The organism is Sutterella massiliensis, from assembly GCF_016899755.1.
In the GTDB taxonomy this organism is placed as follows: Bacteria; Pseudomonadota; Gammaproteobacteria; order Burkholderiales; family Burkholderiaceae_F; genus Sutterella; species Sutterella massiliensis.
In genome coordinates this window covers 49,144-69,296 of the sequence record NZ_JACJJC010000014.1, presented here as the reverse complement: position 1 = coordinate 69,296, position 20,153 = coordinate 49,144, and the positions used below count along the sequence as shown (strand labels likewise).

Sequence of the window (20,153 nt, the reverse complement as noted above, 5' to 3'; positions counted from 1 at the left end):
CGGAATTGAAAGAGAAAGAATTAACTTTCGTCTTTCGGCTTTCCATCAAAGCGCGAACTCGTAAAATTTCGAGAACTTCCTAAGAAATTCGCCGCTCTACGACGTTCACGCTTATCGGTTCGTTGAATCGAATTTTTAAAGAACTGCTAAACATTTCGTTCAGCGCAGAATTGAAATCATATCGAAATCGATTCTGTTTGTCAAGAGCAATTTCGAAGAATTTTTAATTTCGTCGCTTTCGCTCTTGTTTCGTCCGCTCCAGCGAGCGGCGAGGTTGCGTATTCTGCCGATCGTTTCAGCTTCTGTCAAGGCAACCAAACAGAAATACGCAATACTACCTAAAATAATGGCTTTGCACGGTCGCTCTATTTTCACCATCCACCAGAATTTCGCCTCATGCTTCACTACACCGTCCGCGCTTTACCAGAAGCGCACCTCTATCAAGTTCGCATTCGCGTACCGGCTAGCGTACTTAAGCTGCATGTACTGACCGCAGCTTCCTGGACTCCCGGAAGTTACCTAATGCGCGAATTCGCTTCGCGAATCCGTACGCCTCGCGCGGTCGCTGCAGCGACAGGCGAAACACTTAAGGTCGTTCGACTTGGCAAAGCCAGTTGGCAGGTTGCGCTCGAAGCGCTCGCTCCCGACGCTCTTGTCGATATTGAATACGAGGCTTTTGCATACAGTGAAGGCATCCACGACGCTTGGCTTGATCATTCCCGCGGCTTCATCAATCCAGCAGCCCTATTTCTCTTCCCCGAGGGGCTTTCGCAAAGGATGCCTGTCACGATTGCCTTTGATGCCCCGGGCTACCGGATCTTGGGCACGCTCGACGAAGTGGTGTCGAACGATGCCGCCCACAGGTCGAGTCTGCCGCTCTTTAAAGCAGAGAGTATTGAGCGATTCTTCGACTCGCCTTGGCATCTTCTCTCGCAGAGCGAGTGCGCTCATGTTTTTGACGTCCTTGTCTGCGGCGTCGTGCACCGGATTCTCATAACGGGCGTACCGTCAATCAACGTCGAGCGCATCCGCTCGGATCTCGCTCGTCTTTTTGAAACGATCATTCGCTTCTGGGATCCTGAAGGCCGAGCGCCCTTTGATCGATATCTGCTGTCGCTTCATCTCGCGCCTGAGCTTTACGGCGGCCTCGAGCACGCCGAAGGCACCGTTCTGCTACACGATCCCCGCGTACTGCCTGCAGCGGGTGAGGAAACCCCGCCCAAGGACTACGACGACTTTCTTACGCTCGTCTCGCACGAGTACTTCCATGCCTGGCTCGTTAAGCGCATTCGTCCCAAAGCGTTCGTCCCGTACGACCTCACGCGCGAAGCTTATACGACCGACCTCTGGCTCTTCGAAGGATTTACTTCCTACTACGAAGGCCGGCTTGCGCTCGACGCTGGCGTCATCGACCGCAAGGAATGGCTCAAAGGCTTCAATGCCAGACTCAACGCGGCACTTACCCGTGAGGGGTTCGACCGCATGTCGCTCACAGAATCGAGTATGGCCGCATGGGTAAAGCTCTACCGCCAGAGCGCCGATTCGCCTTACTCGCAGACGAGCTACTACAGCAAAGGGGCGCTGCTCGCTTTCATTCTCGAAAGCAAAATCCGCTCGCTCGCACCGGACCGATCGCTCGACGACGTGATGCGAGGGCTTTACGGCGATTATCTGCGGTCGGCCTCTGCCGGCACCTACGCGGGACTTACCCCTGACGCGCTCGTTACCGCCATTCACCGCCATACCGGCTGCGACCTGGCGCCGCTCATCCAAATATTGACAGAAAAAGCGGATGCGTCGAGCACCGCGCACGACGTCTGGCGAGCAGAACTAAAGGCTGCGCTTGACTCGCATGGGCTTGTCCTTGCACCCGACCCCGATACACCCGCGGCACTGCGTCTTGCCGGCATCCGCTATGCGAACACTCGAGACGACGGAAAAATCGTGCTTCAGTATGTGCCTTCGACCTCACCGGCTTTCCAAGCGGGGCTCTTTGCCGGCGACGAGCTGATCGCCATTGACGGCGAACGAACGACCGTACGCACCGTCAACCGTCAAATCGAACGTCTCCGAGGCCGATCGGCCGAAATTCTGTGGTTCCGAGGTCACAGGATCGAGCGCGGCGTCCTTGACCTTTCGCGCGAGCCCGAGCCGGCATTCCTTGAGCGCCTGCCGCAGAAAATTGAAGAAAAGGCCGAGACGCCGCTCTGACGCAAAAACCGAAAGCGGCGCTCCGAGTGGAGTTGCCGCGCGTACCTCAACTCGGCCGCCGCTCCGCTACGCAATCGTCACGAAGCGTCAAAAGAGCGACGGCTGTTCGGGGTCAAGCCGGGGCACCTTTGACTCGGCTTTCTTCCTGTTCGACGCGTCCGTCTTCTTTCTTTCAGTCCTTTGCGCTGCGGCTACTTCGCTTGCCGACACGGGGCCGCGCCAATCGATCTGCGCTTCGCCGTGTGCGGCAAGCCATTCGTTCACGCGAGAAAAAGTTCTCGAAAGCATGAACGCATCCGGGCCGCGCGAGGCCGAGAAGGGGGATGGATGGCTCGAAGCGATGACGGCGTGTTTGCGCTCGTCAATGAGAGCCCGCATCTGCTGCGCGGGCCTGCCCCAGAGCACGAAAACAAGATGAGACTTTTCGCGCGAAAGCGTCTCGATGAGCTCGTTCGTGAAGGCTTCCCAACCGAGTCCCGCGTGACTGAGCGGTTTGCCTTCTTCCACAGTGAGAATGGTGTTCAGAAGCAGCACGCCCTGATGCGCCCAATCAACGAGGCTACCCGCTGTGCGAACGGGCGCGCGACAACCCTCCTCCCAAGCGAGCTCCTTGAAAATATTCTTTAGCGACGGCGGCAGCGCCTCGTTGTTGCCGACCGAAAAGGCGAGCCCCTCGGCTTTTCCCGGCGTGTGGTAAGGGTCCTGCCCGATGATGACCGCACGCACGGACTCAAAAGGTGTGAGCTCGAGCGCCTTGAAGGGCGTGGGCGGATAGACGTTCGTCTCGAGCGCATCGATGTGCGCAACGAGCGTTCGTCCCTGCGCGCTCATCAAGAAATCGGCGGCAAGCGCCCGCCATCGCCCCTGAAGCGTTTCGATGGAAAAATCCGGCTTGACTGACAGCGCGGCCAAACGACTCGTCATGCGTATTTCCTCTTTGCCATCAGCGCCTGGCACCGCTCAAGAATCGATTCTTGAGCACGTTCGTGCGCATGCGGTAGTAGTTGATCCTGCACGCGAGCTCGCCATTCTTTTCGGCGCGTCGATTGCCCTTAGTCGTCATGCCGAAGTACGCGCACTCGCGCGTCACGAACGTATCGAAGCTCTGACCGGCCTGAATAAACTTGGTCCAGCGCGTACGCACGCCCTGTTCCTTGTCGGCCGCTTTAGCCATGGCAGCAACGCGCTCGGTCGCATCCTTATGCTCGCTTTTCACGAAGGCAAGTTCCTTCTCGAGGCAAGGCGCCATTGCGTCGGGTGAAGGCGAAGCGCCCTCGGCATGCGCCTTCTCGTAGCAGACCTGAACCTCCTGCATTGTCGGCACGGGCGGCGTCTTCGCGGCAAGCGCCGCACCGCTCGCAAAAAATACGGTTGCGGCAGCGACTGCCGGCGCGAGCTTCTGGCGAATGTCCATAGAGAAGTTCACCGAAATTCCTCTTTTTGGAGCACGGCGCGACAAGCGGCGGCCGTGTCGTCGAAAACGTTGAAGAAACCATTGGCGGTTGCCCATGTGGCAAGCGGTTCACCTTCGTTGTACCCCGTCTCCACAAGGAGCGCATGAACGCCCGCAGCGCGCGCAGCCATTGCGTCGTTTCGACTGTCGCCGACCATCACAGCACAAGCGGACGTGACTCCAGTAAGCAGAAGCGCACGCTCGATCATGTCCGGATAGGGTTTGAGCCGTTCGCAGTCGCTCCCAGTCACGATCGCATCAAAAAGGCCCGCAAGGCCTTTTTCCTGAAGAAGCTCGAGCGTAAGATCGCGCACTTTGTTTGTGACAAGCGCCGTCTTGATCCCCGCTTCGCGGAGCGCGCGAATGCCTTCGATCGTACCCGGATAGACGCAAATTGCCGCCGTACCCGCGTCTGCCCAATGCGAAGCAAGCGAGCGCAACGCGTCGTCAACTTCGGGCAAGGCATGCCCCGGCGCGGCTTCGCGCCACCAGGCAATGAGCCGTCCGACCAATACGCGAATGCCCGCGCCGATCATATCGCCGACCCGTTCGCGCCCCGGATCGGGAAGATCGATTTCGACGGAAAGCCGCCGCACACCTTCGTAGAGCGCCGGCAGCGAATCGACGAGCGTACCGTCGAGGTCAAAAAATACCGCTTTCACCGTCATGAGCGAACCTTCAGTCGAGCGCGGCAACCGCAGCCTTCATGCGCGAGATAACGTCGGCGTAGCCGCTCTTGCCGCCCGCGCCGAAAACAGCCGATCCCGCCACAAACGTGTCAGCGCCTGCAGCTGCGATGCGCGCGATGTTTTCTGGCTTAACGCCGCCGTCGATCTCGAGCATCACTTCGCGTCCCGTTTCCGCTTTATAGCGATCGAGCTTTTCGCGAACGGCAACGGTCTTTTCGAGCGTCGACTCGATGAAGCTCTGCCCGCCGAAACCCGGATTCACACTCATCAGAAGCACCACATCGATACGATCGAGCTCGTAGTCGAGGTACGAGAGGGGCGTTGCGGGATTGAAGACAAGCCCAGCCTTGGCACCGCCCTGCCGAATGAGCTGCAGCGTGCGGTCGATGTGACGCGAGGCTTCACAATGAAAAGTAATGATGTCGGCACCCGCCTTCAAAAAGGCGGGAATAATTTCGTCAACGGGGTCAACCATCAGGTGCACGTCGATCGGCACGCTCGTGTGCGGACGAATGGCCTGAAGAACCAACGGCCCGACGGTGAGATTCGGCACGTAGTGATTGTCCATCACATCGAAGTGAATCCAGTCGGCACCCGCATCAACGACGTCTCGGACTTCCTCGCCGAGTCGAGCAAAGTCTGCGGAAAGAATGGAAGGCGCGATTCGACAAGTACGCATGGCGTTCGATCCTAAAAATGTGGAGATTGCCCGGGCGGCTGCCCGCTGCTTCGCGCTGCAGTATAGACGCAGGCCGACAGGCTTCGCGCGCGAATCGGTGTGCGGCGTCGTCGCCGCAAAGTTTGCGCACCCCGTATCCCGCTCGAATGCGTTCGAAAACGTGCGATAGACTCTGCGTCAATCCGGCGCCGATGCGACCGCATTCGCGCCTTTCTTTATCGACCGACGCCACTTCGATGAATCGCCGCTTTTCGCTTCGCGCCGCCGCGCTTTCGCTCAGCGCGCTTTTGCTTGCCGCCTGCTCGACTACGCAGCAGCCGCCCGAACCGCCGCAGGAGACGGTAACGGCTCCTCATTTCGAGCCCGACAGCTTTGCCGCCATGCCGGCAGTTTCTCAAGAGGACTGGCTCGCCGCATTCAACGCTTTTCGCACCTCCTGCAGCGCGCTCAGGGCCAACTCGCCGTTTCACAACGTCTGCACGATAGCCTTGCAGACACCGAAGGAACTTGCCCAAGCCTTCTTTGAAGCCAACTTTGCGCCTTGGCGCGTTTCGCTCGGCCGCTTTGAAGCGGGCGAACTCATTTCACGCGACGAAACCGGGCTTGCCACCGGCTACTACGAACCGCTTCTTCGCGGTAGCCGCACGAAAACGCCGCCTTACGTCTACCCGATTTACGGCGTGCCCGACGATCTCCTCGTCATTGACTTGGCCGAACTCTATCCGTCGCTCAAAGGACTGCGTCTTCGCGGCAAACTCGAAGGGCGACGCGTCGTCCCCTATGACGATCGTGCCGCCATACAGAAGCGCACCGACATGGATCGCTGGGCCATCGCTTGGGTGGACGATCCCGTTGACGCTTTCTTCTTGCAGATTCAAGGCTCGGGACGCATTTCTCTGCCGGACGGCAGCTTTATGCGGGTAGGCTTTGCCGATCAAAACGGCTACAAATACCGCGCAATCGGCAATTGGCTTGTTAAAAACAGCGAACTTAAGGCTCACGAGCTCTCCATGCAGAACATCCGCGCGTGGGCCAAGAAGAATCCGGCGAAGGTGCGCGATGCACTCGCGCAAAATCCGAGCTTCGTCTTCTTTGAGGAACGCACGGGACACCCGGAACTCGGCCCGCTCGGCGCACAAGGCGTTCCGCTCACACCGCTCGCAAGCGTCGCAGTCGACCCGAAGCACTGGCTGCTCGGTACGCCCCTCATGCTTGAAGTACACCAGACGCGCCCGGCGCTTGACTTCGTGCGGCCTGTCGTCGCACAGGATACAGGCGCGGCCATCAAGGGCCTTATTCGTGTCGACTATTTCTGGGGCTTTGGCGACGAGGCGGGTCGCGAAGCGGGCCGCCAACGTAGCGACGCATCGCTTTGGGTGTTGGTGCCTAGCGGCCTCAAACCCGAAGACATTCGCCCCGGGCGCGGCCGCTAGCGCGCCGATAACGAACCCCCGGTTCAAAAAAATTGCGCCGCCCCGGTTCTGCCGAGGCGGCGCATTGATTTGAAGCGCACTGCGAGTTACTTCGTCTGCGCGGCCAAGAGGCTCTCGAATTGCTCGGCGGACACGGCGCCCGTCATGCGGTCGCCCGTCGGGAAGAAGAACGTGGGCGCGCCCGTGATGTTGTAGCGGCCCGTGAGCTGAAGATTGCGCTGCAGCACGGAAGCGTCGCAGTCCGCAGGCGCGGGGGCGGGCGCCACGCCGTTACGCATCCAGTCGTGCCAAGCCTTCGAGCGATCCTTCGAGCAAACGATCTCGCGGTTATTCTGTTCGCCGCGAATCATCGGCGCTATGAAGGTGTAAACGGTCAGGTTGCCGACCGCCTCGTAGACTGGCTCCATCTGGCGACAATAGCCGCAGTTCGCATCGGAGAAGACAATCACTTGGCGCTCGCCCTTGCCGAAAACCTGCTTGACGGCATCCTCGAGCGGCCACTTGTTCCAGTTCTCACGGGCATAGCGGCGCAAGCGCTCCTGCGTGAGATTCGTCTGGGACTTCGTGCTGATGATCGAGCCCGAGAAGATGTGCTCGACCGTATCGTCCACATAGAACAAACGGTCCTGGATGAACACCTCCCAAATGCCGGGCACGGGCGAAGGGGTAACGCTTTCGGCGCGCAAACCCGTATTCTTCATCAGATGATCGCGCACGCTCTGCTCGTCCGCGGCATGGACTGCGCTCGCCGCAGTCAGGACGAAAAGAGCGGCGGCCGCAAGACGCTTGAATGTCATAGCTTTTGATTCCATTGAGAATACTTGCGCACGAACCTAGTGTTTGTGCGCAGATGCGACATAAGTGCCTGAAGATTACCGAAGGGCGCCGTCACTCGCCTGTTACAAACATACCGCATTCACGGTATTTGAATGTACTTTTTCATTTTCTTTGCGTGCGTCTCTTGCCAAGAGAGCGTCACATCCATATAATTCGAGCTTCGTCACTTTACGGCGGCTAGGTAGCTCAGTTGGTAGAGCAGCGGATTGAAAATCCGCGTGTCGGCGGTTCGATTCCGTCCCTAGCCACCAGTCGTGATGTTTTGGGATGTTTTTGCTGGCTAGGTAGCTCAGTTGGTAGAGCAGCGGATTGAAAATCCGCGTGTCGGCGGTTCGATTCCGTCCCTAGCCACCACAAAATTTTTGACCGCTGGTCTGAACCGACCGGCGGTTTTTTTTGCATTTTGTACTGCTCCGACCTTTTGCTGTTCGGCCGCCCTCGCGGCCGAACGAATCGGCGCCGACCGAATCACTGGCCGTCGTAGTGCGTGTGCTTTTCCCAGGTCTCCCAACCGTGTGCGCGCAGACGGCAAGCCGGACACTCCCCGCAGCCGTAGCCCCACGGATGCAGATGTGCGTGATCCCCCATGTAGCAAGTATGCGTTTCGTCTCGCACGAGGCGCACGAACGCTTCGCCGCCGATCTCTTCGGCGAGCGTCCAGGACTCGGCCTTCGTGAGGCGCATGAGCGGCGTCTCGATCACGAAAGGATGATCAAGCCCGAGCGAAAGCGTCACCTGCAGGCTCTTGAGCGTATTGTCGCGGCAATCCGGATAGCCCGAATAATCCGTTTCGCACATACCGCCGATCAGGACGTCGAGCCCCCGGCGATAGGCAAGCGCGGCCGCAAATGTGAAAAAAAGAAGATTGCGCCCGGGCACGAACGTGTTGGGCAGCCCAGAATCCTCAAAGGCAATGCGCCGCTTGTCGGTGAGCGCGCAGTCGGCGACGCTTCCCAAAACGGACATATCGAGCATATGGTCTTCACCGAGGCGAGCAGCCCAATCGGCGTTGAGCGCGCGGACCGATTCGAGTACGCGCGAGCGGCATTCGAGCTCGACAGAATGTCGCTGCCCGTAATCAACGCCAAGCGTCTCGACGCGCCCGAAACGCTCGAGCGCCCAGCCGAGACACGTCGTGGAGTCCTGTCCGCCGGAAAAAAGAACGAGTGCGCCGCGCTCGCGGGCTGCGGCCGATTGCGTGGAAAAACTGGTCATGTCACCGAATATCGCTGAGTGAAAAATGGGCTTCTCGGGAGCGAGCTCTCTTTATGACGCGGGCAGCAGCGCTGTCGCACGGATGCGGCGGCGTACCTCGAGGCAAGCACGGATGTGTGCGTCGCCGAGCATCACGAAAAGCGCTCCCGAAGAAGCTGCCGCCGCACCCTGGCCGATTACCGGGATCCACTTGGTGGCCTTGGCACCGAACCAATGCACGGCGAAGCGCTTGAGGATAGCAATGACAAAGGCTGCCGTGGGCGTCTGACCGGCAAAGACCGCGCCGGCAAGCCGGATCGCCTCAAGCGCGCGGCGACGCTCGGCAAGCGCGAGCGCATCGAGATCTTCGGGCGTCAGGTGAAAGGCACGGTTGATCTCGTCGAGCAGCTCAGAAAGTCCTGCGACATCCGTGCAAAAATCGAGTCCGGGGATCGGCACGAGCGCCGCACCGGCCGCAAAAGCGGCACGCTTGCGAACGAGTCGGCGCATCTGCGCGGCCGTCTCCGTGAGCGCCTCTTCAAAGAGCGCCTGCGCCGCGTCGGGATGCAACGCCGACTCGGTGAGCCCCCCCCCCGGCGAGGCCGTTCGCCCGATTGCCTCGCGTTGCCTCTAAGAAGCGGCAGTCGAACTCTCTTCATCGTGTGCTCTTACCTTGAAAAACGCCTTGTTCGAAAAACCGCGCGAACGCGTTTAAAAGCGCGCTCTTAAGCAATAGAAAACAATTTGCTACATATAATTCGCAAACTTCCATAAAGAATAACCTCTTAGCGGACGGCAGCCTCGGCAGGACCCCAAAAAAGTGCCGAGCCCCGACTGCACGTCCCGGAACTTCGTCATGCAGCTTCTCGCTTTAGGTCTCAACCATACGACGGCGCCTTTGTCCGTACGCGAACGCGTCGCCTTCGGCCCTGAAGAAGTGGCCGATACGATCACGCGACTGCTTGAACGTTTCGTGAATGCGTCCGCGGGCGGCATCCATGAAGCCGCCGTGCTGTCGACCTGCAACCGCACCGAACTCTATTGCGCTGCGGAAAACCTCGAAGCCGCACGCGAGTCGATCCTCAATTACATTGCCGAGACGAAGGGTGTCTCCCGCAGCGAGCTCGATCCGCACATGTACGCCTTCGAGCAGGAAGAAGCGGCCCGCCACACGTTCCGCGTGGCCTCGGGCCTCGACTCGATGGTGCTCGGCGAAACGCAGATCGTCGGCCAGATGAAGAAAGCCGAAAAGATCGCCCGCACCGCAGGCGGCCTCGGCGTCATGCTCAACCACCTCTTCCAGGCTACCTTCACGGTCGCCAAAGAGGTGCGTACCGCCACGGCGATCGGCGCCAACTCCGTGAGTCTGGCAGCAGCAGCCGTTCGTCTCGCGCTGCGCCTTTTCGGCTCGCTCGAAAACGAGCGCGTGCTCTTTGTCGGCGCGGGCGAAATGATCGAGCTCTGCGCGGCGCACTTCTCTGCGCAACATCCGAAAAGCATCACCATTGCCAACCGTACGCTCGAGCGCGGCCAGGTGCTCGCACGCACGGTGCATGCCGATGCGATCCGGCTTGCGGATCTGCCCGATACCATCGCACAGTACGACATCGTCGTCTCCTGCACGGCTTCGGCACTGCCGATCATTGGTCTCGGCATGATCGAGCGCGCGATCAACGAGCGCCGCCACCGTCCGATGTTCATCGTCGACCTTGCGGTGCCGCGCGACGTCGAACCCGAGATCGAGCGACTTGACGACGTTTATGTGTACACGGTCGACGACCTCGGCAAGGTTGTGAGCGAAGGCCTACACAGCCGCCAGGCAGCCATTGCACAGGCTGAAACGATCATCGGCCTGCGCGTGACGGACTTCACGCACTGGCTCAAGCTGCGCGATGCCGTCCCGAGTATCCAGTCGCTGCGCGACCGCGCCAACTACTTGCGCGACCAGGAGCTCGCCCGAGCGTTGCGTCATCTGCACCACGGCGACAAGCCCGAAGAGGTCCTCGAAATGCTCGCGCACGGCCTCACCAACAAGCTCGTGCACGACCCCACGGTACTGCTGCGTAACGGCGAAGGCCTGAGCGAAGAGGACCGCGAACTCATGGGGCACCTGCTCGACCGCTTCTACCGGCGTCACGATCGCTAGAGCAGCCGCCGGCAAGGCTTCCGGCAGCTGCAACAGCGAAACATATGCGGGATCGATTCTTCGCTTAGGGAATCGGTCCCGTTCTTTTTGCGTACCGATGCCGGCTTTTTTTTCTTTGCGCAGAACCGCACACACGCATCAATCGGATGCAGCCGTTCGCTCAACCCGCTATCCTCAGTTCCTCTACAACAATCACCAAACCGCCTGCGAATCTCTGCGATGCTTTCCGATTCCGTTCGAGCCAAACTCGGCTCGCTCTCCCGTCGTCTTGAAGAAATCGACCGCATGCTCGCCGCCCCCGAAACGGCCGCCGACATGAACCGCTTTCGCGATCTCTCTCGCGAGCGCACCGAAATCGAACCCGTCGTGCGCATGATTGAGGCCTACGAAGGGGTCGAACGCGATCTCGAAACGGCAGAAGAGCTGCTCGAAGATCCGGACATGCGCGACTTCGCGCTCGAAGAAATCGACGCGGCGCGCACGCGCCTCGAAGCGCTCGAGCACGATCTGCAGATTGAGCTCCTGCCCAAAGATCCGAACGACGAAAAGAACATCTTTCTTGAAATTCGTGCCGGAACGGGCGGTGACGAATCGGCGCTCTTTGCGGGCGACCTCCTGCGCATGTACCTTCGCTATGCGGAAACTCAAGGCTGGAAGAGCGAAATCGTTTCGAAAAACGAGTCCGAACTCGGCGGCTACCGTGAAGTGATCGTTCGCATCATCGGACGCGGCGCCTACAGTCGGCTGAAGTTCGAGTCGGGCGGCCACCGCGTGCAGCGCGTACCTGCGACCGAGTCGCAGGGCCGCATTCACACTTCCGCCTGCACCGTGGCGATTCTGCCTGAATTGGACGAAGTCGAAGAAGTTATTCTGAATCCGGCCGATCTGCGCATCGACGTCTTCCGCGCTTCGGGCGCGGGCGGGCAGCACATTCAGAAGACGGACTCAGCCGTTCGCATCACGCACATCCCGACAGGGCTCGTCGTCGAATGCCAAGACGAACGCAGTCAGCAGCAGAACAAAGCGCGCGCCATGCAGGTGCTCGCCTCGCGCATTTACGCGGCGCAGGTAGCGGAGCAGCAGGCGCGCGAAGCAAGCGAACGACGCAGCTTGGTCGGCAGCGGCGATCGTTCCGAGCGCATCCGAACTTACAATTTCCCGCAGGGGCGCGTGACAGATCACCGCATCAATCTCACGCTCTACAAGCTCGATGCCGTTCTGAACGGCGATCTTGACGAAATCATCAACGCGCTCATCACGCAGCATCAGGCCGACGAGCTTGCTCGACTCGCCTAACCCGCCCGGAGAATCGCATGTCCGCTTCCGCTGACGCTCTTGATACCATCCGCGCCCAAATCGCGTTCGGCGCCGCCCAGATCGGACGGTTTGAAGCGATGCTGCTCCTCGGGCATGCCATTGGGCGCACGCGCGAATTCCTTATTGCGCACGACGACGAGACGCTCGACGAAGAGAGCATCCTGCGCTACCACATGCTGATCACACTGCGCTCGGCAGGCACTCCTATTCCCTATATCACGGGCCGACAGGAATTCTTCGGCCGTTACTTCGAAGTCAACGACGCGGTGCTCATTCCGCGCCCGGACACGGAAGTGCTCGTCGAGCAAGCACTTCTCGTCGCGCCTGCCAAGCCGCGCATTCTCGATCTCGGCACGGGCAGCGGCTGCATCGCCATCACGCTTGCGCTTGAAATTCCCGGCGCAGAAGTCACCGCCACCGATGCCTCGGCTGCGGCGCTCGCAACGGCCGAGCGCAACGCGCGCGCGCTCGGCGCGTCGGTCCGCTTCCGCGAGGGGTTCTGGTGGGATGCCGTCCCGCAAAAGGATATGTTCGAGGTCGTGGTGAGCAATCCACCCTACATTCGCCCTGACGACGAACACCTTGCCAACCTCGGCAACGAACCGCTCGGCGCACTCACCGACGGCATCGACGGCCTTCAGTGCCTGCGCGACATTGTCGCAGGCGCAATGGCGCATTTAAAAAAGGGGGGCTGGCTCCTGCTCGAGCACGGCTACGACCAGGGCGAGGACGTACGCAATCTTCTCCTATCGGCAGGCTTTGCCGCCGTTCACACCAAGAAGGACTACGGCGGCAACGACCGCGTGACTTTCGGACGACGCGCCGAATAAGATTTCGATAACAAAAATCCCGCACCGCTCTTCTCGGGCGGTACGGGATGTGTATTTGGTGCCTCCTGACTGACTCGAACAGACGACCTACCGCTTACAAGGCGGTTGCTCTACCAACTGAGCTAAGGAGGCATAGAAGATATAGTATAGCTTATTTCACTCGCGTGGGTCTGCGCATCGCGGGACGAGGCGTCGCTTCCCGGGCACCGTTCGAGCGAGCGTTCTTCACTTCGTCCGTCGTCGGGAACACCATAAAGCTCGCACCGTTCTGCGGATCCGATTCGGGTGCGACGAGCACAATTCGGTTGAGCGGCACCTCAATCGTTTCGATTTCGTTGGCTTCACCGAAGCGCGCCTGGAAAACGAGCCAGCCGTCGGCCATCGAGAAGCGGTTGACCGCGAGCTCGGAAATATCGAGGACAATGGCATTACCCTGGGCAAAACTGCGCGGAACGCTGCAGGCCTCGTCAAGCTGCACCCAGATGTAGGTGGAAACGCCCTGCGATTCGCAGTAGGAACGCACCGTCTCGATCACGTCGGCGCGCAGTTGAAAGTTTCTCGACATGGTTCTCTCTCCGAAAAAAAGCCGGCGTTCGAAAGCGCCGGCTTTTGCATAAGGTGCGGCAGGCTCGGTGCCCGCAGCATCAGTTGCGCATCGTGCGTTCCTGCGGCGTCATCGAATCAATGAACGAGGGACGGATGAAGAGGCGCTGTCTGTAGGTTTCAAGCTTGCCAGCCGTCGCAGGCAATTCGATGCCGTAGTACTCGAGGCGCCAGAGGATCGGCGAGAGAACGGCGTCGACCATGCCGAAATCGTCGGAGAGCAGGAACTTGGTTTCGCCGATACGGAACGAGAGCACTTCAAGGTTCTCGCGCAGACGGAGACGGGCGTGTTCCTTGCGTTCGGGCGAAGCCTTCGAATTTTCGAGCGTGCGGATATGCGGGAAGATCTCGCGTTCGATCACGTGCAGGAAGAGACGCGAACGGGCACGACCGACCGGATCCGTCGGCATAAGCTGCGGATGCGGGAAGCGCTCGTCAATGTATTCGTTCACCACAAACACGTTGTAGAGAAGAAGATCGCGCTCGAGCAGAACGGGCAGCTCGCCGTACGGCGTCAGCTGCGCGAGGTCCACGTTGCTTTCATTTTCGGTGTAGCCGTCGACGTCGATCGATTCGATCTGAAAGTCGCATCCCTTTTCGTTGAGGATGATGCGGCTCATCTGGGAAAACGGGCAGGTGGGGCCCGAGTAAAGGATCATCATGGTTGGAGCTTTCCCTTCTGTTTTTTCGCTTCATGCCGCCGTGCACCGCACGCCGCCGAACCTTTCGATTCGAAAGAAGCCGCGCGCAAGAGACACCGAGGCAGACCGTTGATTTTATCGAAAATACACCCCGCTTGTCTCAAAGCAAACGCCCACTTTTCTCAAAGCTTCGGGAAAACGTGCGCCGCGCAGTCAACTCACGCAACGCCGCCCGCAGTCTCGCCTCAGACGGGATTGTCGACAGGAATGAAGACGCACTTGAGTTCGGGGAACTCGCGCTCGAGCACGCGGCCGAGCGCCTGGATGCCGAATTGCTCGGTGGCGTAGTGACCTGCAGCCAGATAAACGCACCCCGTCTCGCGCGCTTCGTAGGGCGTTGCTTCGCGTACTTCACCGGAAAGAAAGAGCTCACAGCCAAGCGCCGCCGCATCAAGGAGATCGGACTGTGCGGCCCCCGAGCACCAGCCGATGCGGGAAACCGTTTTTTCGGGGTCGCCAAAAAGCTGCGGCTTGCGCCCGAGCACCGTCTCGACACGCTCGGCAAAGGCCTGAGCCGTCATCGGTCCGTCGGCAAGGCGCCCGACATGCAGCAGATCGAGAAAGCCCGTGCGACTTTCGATCGTGAGTCCCAAGAGGCGAGCGAGTTCGGCATTGTTGCCCGAGACGGCATGCGCGTCGAGCGGCAGGTGGTACGCGAGAAGATTCAGTCCGCCCTCGATCACGGCGCCCAAGCGACGCCGCTTCAAGCCCACAACCGGGCTCGGCTCGCCCTTCCAGAACCAGCCGTGATGCACGAGCAGCGTATCGGCGCCGATCGCGCGTGCCTTCTCGATGAATTCAAGCGACGCAGAGACACCGAGGGCCACAATTTTCACCTCGTCCGATCCCTCAACCTGCAAGCCGTTCGGAGCATAATCTTGAAACTTGTCCGCTTCGAGATAAGCGTTCAGAAACTCAATCAATTCTTTGGTTTTCATTTCTTTTTTTCCTAGCTAATCGCGCTCATGTCCGCTCCGAACTCCGCCCAGCCGAAAGCTTGCGTCAAGACGTTTGCCAAACGTCTCTGGCTGCTTTTTGCGCAAGCGGTTACCGTCGGCTGCGGCTTTATTCTCGCTTATGAGGCCCTGAGCGACAAAGCGCAGCCGCCCGATCAAAATCCCGATGCCATCGAGCGCATCGCAACGGGCGACCTCGCGGCGGCGGCCAACAACTTCAGCGCCGCCGTCGAGCGCGCAGCACCCGCGGTCGTCAACATCTTCAGCCGTCGCGTCGTGCCGGGCGAGCATGCGCAGGAACTTGGCAGCGACTGGAACAACTTTCCAGAACTGCACATGACGGCGCTCGGCAGCGGCGTCATCGTTGCCGCCAACGGCAGCGTGCTCACAAATTACCACGTGGTTGAAGACGCCACCAATCTATTCGTAGCACTCACGGACGGCCGGCGCTTTGAAGCGCGCCTACTCGGCACGGACCCGGAAACGGACCTGGCACTTCTCAAAATCGAAGCCGCCGAATCGCTTCCCGTGATTGAGATCGGACAAAGCGAGAACCTGCAGATCGGGCAGGCCGTGCTTGCGATCGGCAACCCCTTTGACGTTGGACAGACCGTCACGTACGGGATCGTCTCCGCGCTCGGCCGGCACGGATTCGGGCTCAACAACTACGAAGACTTCATTCAGACGGATGCGGCCATCAATCAGGGCAATTCCGGCGGAGCGCTCATCGATCTCTCGGGCGCGCTCGTCGGCATCAATTCGGCCATTTTCTCGCCCGATCAATCCGAAGGCTCGGTTGGGATCGGCTTTGCGATTCCGGCTTCGCTCGTTCGCGAGGTACTTCCGGCCATGATGGCCGGACGGCACATCGAACGCGGCTACCTGGGCTTTGTACCGCGGCAATTCAGCGAAGAGCTTGCACAGGACCTGGGACTTGCCGTGAAGTCGGGCGTCCTTGTGAAGGAAGTCATCGCCGAGAGCCCGGCCGCGCAAGCAGGCATGCGCACGTTCGACATCATCCTCTCGATCAACGGACACCCTGTGAAGCAGGCGAACAGAATGTTGCGTGAGATTGCAAAACTCGAACCGGGCCGCACCGTTGAAGTAGATGTGCTGCGCGGCACGACGCGCCTCAAGCTCAACGTGCGTGTGAGTACGCGACCGGTGGGGTCTCGTGAGCGCGAAGTGCTTATCCCGCTGCCGCCCGAGGCGCCCGAAGACGTCGGTCGCTAACCCAAGAGCACGCCCGACCTCCGATCCCAAGTGACCAAACGAAGAAAAGCGCCCGGTTCAGAGCGAACGGACGCTTTTCTTTTGCGTATTGGAACACCTTGGTGCGACCTCCTGGTCGCCCCGCGATCAAGCCTCTTCTTCGTCAGCCTGCTTGGCCTTGGCCTCTTCGATTTCTTCGCTCGAGCGGCCGAAGTACTTCACGAGCACGATACCGAGCTGGAAAAGAAGCACAAGCGGCACGGCAAGCAGAATCTGCGAGAGCGCGTCGGGCGGCGTAAAGATGGCGGCGAGCACGAAGGCGCCGACGATCACATAGGGGCGCGCCTTTACGAGCTTTTCGTGCGAAGCGAAGCCCACGCGGTTAAGCACCACAACGATGATTGGCACTTCAAACGTCACGCCAAAGGCGAGGAACATCGTCAGAACGAAGCTGAAGTATGCATCGATGTCCGGCGCAAAATTCACCGACTCGGGTGAGAAGCCCGCGATGAACTGGAAGACCACTCGGAAGACGATGAAGTAGCAATACGTCATTCCGAGAGCGAACATCAGGATCGACGAGACGATGATCGGCAGCGCCAGGCGCTTTTCACGGCGGTAGAGCGCGGGCGCAATGTAAGCCCAGCACTGGTAAAGCACCACGGGAAGCGCGATAAGAAACGCCACAAAAAGCGTCACTTTGAGCGGCACGAAGAAAGGAGCCACCACGCCGGTTGCAAGGAGCTTCACGCCCTGAGGCAGCGCCACCATGAGCGGCTCGGAGAGGAAATCAAAGATTTCCTTCATGAAGGGCGAGAGCGCAACGAAAACAACGATGACGGCAAGCGCGGCCTTCACCATGCGGTTGCGCAGCTCGACGAGATGGCTCATGAGCGGCTGCTCGTTGGCGGGATCGTCGGGAGCCTCAAGCAGTTTCTGTTCGTCTGACATGCTTGCAAGTCCTTAGCGATAAATTCGGGTTCGATTGCTGCGGGCACGCGGCGCGAGCGCGCGACGTCTGCCGACGGTGCCGCCCATATTGGTTTCGCGCATGCCGAGTTCGCGGCGAAGCCGCTCGATTTCCTGCGCGAGCTCGTCGACGGACGGACCGCTGTGATAACGCTTCTTGAAGGTTTTCGGCTCCGTCCAGCCGCCGTAGGTCGGTTGCGGCGGCTCGCTCTCGTTCGAGCCCCAACCGTAGATCTGCGCGAGGTCTTCGGGCGTGGTCGTGCGCACCTTCTGAACGACCGGCTCGGCAGCCTTTTCGAGCTTGCCCGCCGCATCCGCGGCCCCCGTCTCGGCCGCCGCTTCGTTGACAGAGGACTCGATCGACTCACCCGCCGCCTCGACCGCCTTGGCCGTCTCGTTCATGTTCTTTTCGATGTCGCTCGCCGTCGATTCGACTTCGGTCTTCACATCGTTGGCAATGGCTTGAGCCTCTTCCTGAATCTTCTTGAGTTCGGAGAGCTCCGTTTCGCGGTCGATGTCGGACTTCACCTGTGCGACAAAGCGCTGCGCCTTACCGATCCATTCGCCGGCGGTACGCGCTACGACGGGCAAACGCTCCGGCCCGAGAACGACGAGCGCCACGATGCCGACGATGAGCATTTCGCTGAAACCGAAATCAAACATGACACCTCTGCTTGCAGTGCGTAAAAGGCCGCGGAAACGCGCTGGCGCTGCCGCGGTCCGTGCTTGACAAGATCCGGACCGCCTCCTTTAGAAACGGTAGAGACGGTCCGTACATGCGATCGCGAAAAACGCGATCAAGCCTTCGGCTGCTTTTCCTTGGCTTCAACGTCGATTGCTTCGCCCTTGGCGGCGGTCTTTTCCTGAGCAATCTCCTTCTTTTCGGCCTGGGCGGGGGCTTCGTCGCCTTCACGCATGCCTTCCTTGAAGCCCTTGATGGCGCCGCCGAGATCCTTGCCCATATTCTTGAGCTTGCCGGTACCGAAAACGAGCACGACGATCACGAGAACGATCAGCCAATGCCAAACGGAAAGGGAACCCATTTATTTCTCCTGCAGGTCTGTGAGAAAGCCCCGCTTTTGCGGGGGCGAACTGTCTGAAAAAATTACTTCCAGGGCTGCGGGCCGCCCATCACGTGAACGTGAAGGTGAGGCACTTCCTGGCCGCCGTCGCGCCCGGTATTGATTACCACGCGGAAGCCGTTGCCGCAGCCTTCCTGAAGCGCAAGGGTGCGTGCAAGCGCAAGCATTTTACCCAAAAGCGGCGTGTCTACGGCTTCGCAGTGGGCCAAAGACTCGATGTGCTTCTTCGGAATGATCAGAAAGTGAACGGGTGCCTTCGGGTTGATGTCGCGGAAGGCAAAAACCTCGTCGTCTTCATAGATCTTGCCGCTCGGGATTTCGCCTCGAGCGATCTTGCAAAAGATGCAATCCTCTTTCTGCATGGCTTGAAATGACCTCGCTTGTGAGTGGGACGCGCGCCGCCGAACAGAGGGTCGAGCGCGGTGCCGCGCGGCGTCTCGGGCAGCGCAGCACGGATCTTTCAATTATCGCGCAGGAGCTTTCTCCCGCGCCACACATGTTTTTCTTTTCGGCTTATCGAAGGCTTATCAAAAGGCGGCGCCTCACAAGCGAATGCGCTCGATGTCGGCGCCGAGCGCCCGCAGCTTCTCTTCCATGCGTTCGTAGCCGCGGTCGAGGTGGTAGAGCCGATCGACGGTGCTCTCGCCCGAAGCGGCAAGCGCGGCAATCACGAGTGAAGCCGAGGCGCGCAGGTCGGTCGCCATTACATCGGCGCCGGAAAGCGACTCGACGCCCTCGATATTGGCGTTGTTGCCGTCGGTGAGAATATGAGCGCCCAAGCGGTTGAGTTCGGGCACATGCATAAAGCGATTTTCGAAAATCGTTTCCGTCACCTGCGAAGCGCCGTCGGCGAGCGCGAGCACCGCCATGAACTGCGCTTGCATGTCGGTCGGGAACCCCGGGTGCGGCTGCGTACGAATGCGGATCGCCTTCGGGCGGGAATCCATTCGCAGGCGAATCCAGTCGGCGCCCGTTTCAACGCTGCACCCCATCTCACGCAACTTCGCAATAACGGCTTCAAGGTCGGCGGGTACGCAGTGCGTCACAAGGACGTCGCCCTTGGCGGCAGCCGCAGCGCAAAGGAAGCTGCCCGCTTCAATGCGGTCGGGCACGACCGAATGCTCGGCCGGACCAAGCGCTTCAACGCCGTCGATCGTGATCGTGGAAGTGCCCGCCCCCGAAATCTTGGCGCCCATTGCAATGAGGCAGTTGGCGAGATCGGTCACTTCGGGCTCGCGTGCGGCGTTTTCGATGACCGTGCGTCCTTCGGCGAGAACAGCGGCCATCATCAGGTTTTCCGTGCCCGTCACGGTCACCATATCGGTGACGATGCGCGTGCCTTTGAGGCGAGCACACTTGACGTTGAGATACCCGTGATCGATTTCAACCTCTGCGCCGAGCGCTTCAAGCCCTTTGATGTGCTGATCGACGGGACGTGCGCCGATTGCGCAGCCCCCGGGCAGACTCACACGCGCGTGTCCGAAGCGCGCCGCGAGAGGACAGAGCGTCAGAATGGAAGCACGCATCGTTTTGACGAGCTCGTAGGGCGCCACGGTCGACGTCACGGCCCCGGCATTGAGCCGCACGTCGCTGCCGCTGCGCTCAACGCGAACGCCCATGCCTTCGAGAAGCTTGAGCATCGTACGCACGTCGGCGAGATCGGGCACCTCGTGCAGCACGAGATCGTGTGCGGTCAAAAGCGACGCGGCAAGAATCGGCAGCGCTGCATTCTTTGCGCCCGAAGCGCGGACTTCGCCCACAAGACGGCGTCCGCCTCGAATCTTGAGTTTTTCCATGTTGGTCCTGTCAGAGGCGCCCGCGAACGGACCGATTGAAGCCGT

The 20,153-nt window shown here is 60.0% G+C and carries 21 protein-coding genes and 3 tRNA genes; 8 read left to right on the top strand and 16 right to left on the bottom strand.

Features of this window, described 5'->3' with window-relative positions:
* The first annotated feature begins 396 nt into the window (after positions 1–396).
* Positions 397–2,211 carry a M61 family metallopeptidase gene (locus tag H6A60_RS09100; protein WP_205103742.1) on the top strand — a complete coding sequence of 605 codons (1,815 nt, stop codon included), beginning with the start codon at positions 397–399 and terminating at the stop codon, positions 2,209–2,211.
* Between the two features lie 87 nt (positions 2,212–2,298).
* Here H6A60_RS09100 and H6A60_RS09095 read toward each other — a convergent pair whose 3' ends face one another.
* The 4 genes from H6A60_RS09095 to rpe are packed head-to-tail and all read right to left on the bottom strand — an operon-like array spanning position 2,299 to position 5,032.
* Positions 2,299–3,135: a uracil-DNA glycosylase gene (locus H6A60_RS09095; RefSeq protein ID WP_205103740.1), complete on the bottom strand. Its 837-nt coding sequence runs from the start codon at positions 3,133–3,135 to the stop codon at positions 2,299–2,301.
* A 19-nt stretch (positions 3,136–3,154) separates the two neighbouring features.
* Positions 3,155–3,637, bottom strand: coding sequence for a DUF1311 domain-containing protein (locus H6A60_RS09090; protein WP_205103738.1), 483 nt, complete (start codon positions 3,635–3,637; stop codon positions 3,155–3,157).
* Complete coding sequence (locus H6A60_RS09085) at positions 3,634–4,332, bottom strand: HAD family hydrolase (RefSeq protein ID WP_205103736.1); 699 nt, start codon at positions 4,330–4,332, stop codon at positions 3,634–3,636. Before H6A60_RS09085 ends, H6A60_RS09090 begins: the two co-directional genes overlap by 4 nt.
* 10 nt (positions 4,333–4,342) lie before the next feature.
* On the bottom strand, positions 4,343–5,032 hold the full coding sequence (rpe, locus tag H6A60_RS09080; protein WP_205103734.1) for a ribulose-phosphate 3-epimerase: 690 nt from the start codon (positions 5,030–5,032) through the stop codon (positions 4,343–4,345).
* Between the two features lie 236 nt (positions 5,033–5,268).
* Here rpe and mltA point away from each other — a divergent pair, with 236 nt between their 5' ends.
* Positions 5,269–6,465, top strand: coding sequence for a murein transglycosylase A (gene mltA, locus H6A60_RS09075; protein WP_205103732.1), 1,197 nt, complete (start codon positions 5,269–5,271; stop codon positions 6,463–6,465).
* An 86-nt stretch (positions 6,466–6,551) separates the two neighbouring features.
* Here mltA and H6A60_RS09070 read toward each other — a convergent pair whose 3' ends face one another.
* Positions 6,552–7,262 carry a DsbC family protein gene (locus H6A60_RS09070; RefSeq protein ID WP_205103730.1) on the bottom strand — a complete coding sequence of 237 codons (711 nt, stop codon included), beginning with the start codon at positions 7,260–7,262 and terminating at the stop codon, positions 6,552–6,554.
* Positions 7,263–7,477: 215 nt separating this feature from the next.
* On the opposite strand from H6A60_RS09070, the gene H6A60_RS09065 reads away from it, so the two are divergent.
* A tRNA-Phe gene (locus H6A60_RS09065) sits at positions 7,478–7,553 on the top strand.
* 27 nt (positions 7,554–7,580) lie between these two features.
* A tRNA-Phe gene (locus H6A60_RS09060) sits at positions 7,581–7,656 on the top strand.
* Between the two features lie 114 nt (positions 7,657–7,770).
* Here the strand turns inward: H6A60_RS09060 and queC are convergent.
* Positions 7,771–8,517 carry a 7-cyano-7-deazaguanine synthase QueC gene (gene queC, locus H6A60_RS09055; protein WP_205103728.1) on the bottom strand — a complete coding sequence of 249 codons (747 nt, stop codon included), beginning with the start codon at positions 8,515–8,517 and terminating at the stop codon, positions 7,771–7,773.
* Between the two features lie 51 nt (positions 8,518–8,568).
* Positions 8,569–9,066, bottom strand: a complete 498-nt coding sequence (locus H6A60_RS09050) for a hypothetical protein (protein ID WP_205103719.1) — start codon at positions 9,064–9,066, stop codon at positions 8,569–8,571.
* 286 nt (positions 9,067–9,352) lie between these two features.
* On the opposite strand from H6A60_RS09050, the gene hemA reads away from it, so the two are divergent.
* From hemA to prmC, 3 genes are all read left to right on the top strand, one after another.
* Complete coding sequence (gene hemA / locus H6A60_RS09045) at positions 9,353–10,642, top strand: glutamyl-tRNA reductase (protein WP_205103717.1); 1,290 nt, start codon at positions 9,353–9,355, stop codon at positions 10,640–10,642.
* Between the two features lie 219 nt (positions 10,643–10,861).
* A complete protein-coding gene (prfA, locus tag H6A60_RS09040; protein WP_205103715.1) occupies positions 10,862–11,938 on the top strand; it encodes a peptide chain release factor 1 in 1,077 nt (358 codons plus the stop codon).
* A gap of 17 nt (positions 11,939–11,955) precedes the next feature.
* On the top strand, positions 11,956–12,789 hold the full coding sequence (gene prmC / locus H6A60_RS09035; RefSeq protein ID WP_205103713.1) for a peptide chain release factor N(5)-glutamine methyltransferase: 834 nt from the start codon (positions 11,956–11,958) through the stop codon (positions 12,787–12,789).
* A 56-nt stretch (positions 12,790–12,845) separates the two neighbouring features.
* Here the strand turns inward: prmC and H6A60_RS09030 are convergent.
* The 4 genes from H6A60_RS09030 to H6A60_RS09015 form a co-directional block, all read right to left on the bottom strand.
* Positions 12,846–12,921: transfer RNA gene (locus tag H6A60_RS09030), tRNA-Thr, on the bottom strand.
* Positions 12,922–12,940: 19 nt separating this feature from the next.
* A complete protein-coding gene (locus tag H6A60_RS09025) occupies positions 12,941–13,354 on the bottom strand; it encodes a ClpXP protease specificity-enhancing factor SspB (RefSeq protein WP_205103711.1) in 414 nt (137 codons plus the stop codon).
* Positions 13,355–13,433: 79 nt separating this feature from the next.
* Entirely contained in the window at positions 13,434–14,054 is a 621-nt protein-coding gene (locus tag H6A60_RS09020; protein WP_205103709.1) for a glutathione S-transferase N-terminal domain-containing protein, read from the bottom strand.
* Positions 14,055–14,278: 224 nt separating this feature from the next.
* Entirely contained in the window at positions 14,279–15,031 is a 753-nt protein-coding gene (locus tag H6A60_RS09015) for a Nif3-like dinuclear metal center hexameric protein (RefSeq protein WP_205103707.1), read from the bottom strand.
* 27 nt (positions 15,032–15,058) lie between these two features.
* Between H6A60_RS09015 and H6A60_RS09010 the strand changes: the two genes are divergently transcribed.
* The gene (locus tag H6A60_RS09010; protein WP_205103700.1) at positions 15,059–16,282 is read left to right on the top strand and encodes a S1C family serine protease; all 1,224 of its coding nucleotides are present in this window, start codon (positions 15,059–15,061) and stop codon (positions 16,280–16,282) included.
* Between the two features lie 126 nt (positions 16,283–16,408).
* On the opposite strand, the gene tatC is transcribed toward H6A60_RS09010, so the two are convergent.
* The 5 genes from tatC to murA form a co-directional block, all read right to left on the bottom strand.
* Positions 16,409–17,212 (bottom strand): twin-arginine translocase subunit TatC, encoded by an 804-nt coding sequence (gene tatC, locus H6A60_RS09005; RefSeq protein WP_205103698.1) that lies wholly within the window; start codon positions 17,210–17,212, stop codon positions 16,409–16,411.
* A gap of 12 nt (positions 17,213–17,224) precedes the next feature.
* Positions 17,225–17,893: a Sec-independent protein translocase protein TatB gene (tatB, locus tag H6A60_RS09000; RefSeq protein ID WP_205103696.1), complete on the bottom strand. Its 669-nt coding sequence runs from the start codon at positions 17,891–17,893 to the stop codon at positions 17,225–17,227.
* Positions 17,894–18,027: 134 nt separating this feature from the next.
* Positions 18,028–18,273 carry a Sec-independent protein translocase subunit TatA gene (gene tatA, locus H6A60_RS08995; protein WP_205103695.1) on the bottom strand — a complete coding sequence of 82 codons (246 nt, stop codon included), beginning with the start codon at positions 18,271–18,273 and terminating at the stop codon, positions 18,028–18,030.
* A 62-nt stretch (positions 18,274–18,335) separates the two neighbouring features.
* On the bottom strand, positions 18,336–18,674 hold the full coding sequence (locus H6A60_RS08990; protein WP_205103693.1) for a histidine triad nucleotide-binding protein: 339 nt from the start codon (positions 18,672–18,674) through the stop codon (positions 18,336–18,338).
* Between the two features lie 180 nt (positions 18,675–18,854).
* Positions 18,855–20,108 carry a UDP-N-acetylglucosamine 1-carboxyvinyltransferase gene (murA, locus tag H6A60_RS08985; protein ID WP_205103691.1) on the bottom strand — a complete coding sequence of 418 codons (1,254 nt, stop codon included), beginning with the start codon at positions 20,106–20,108 and terminating at the stop codon, positions 18,855–18,857.
* Positions 20,109–20,153 lie beyond the last annotated feature (45 nt).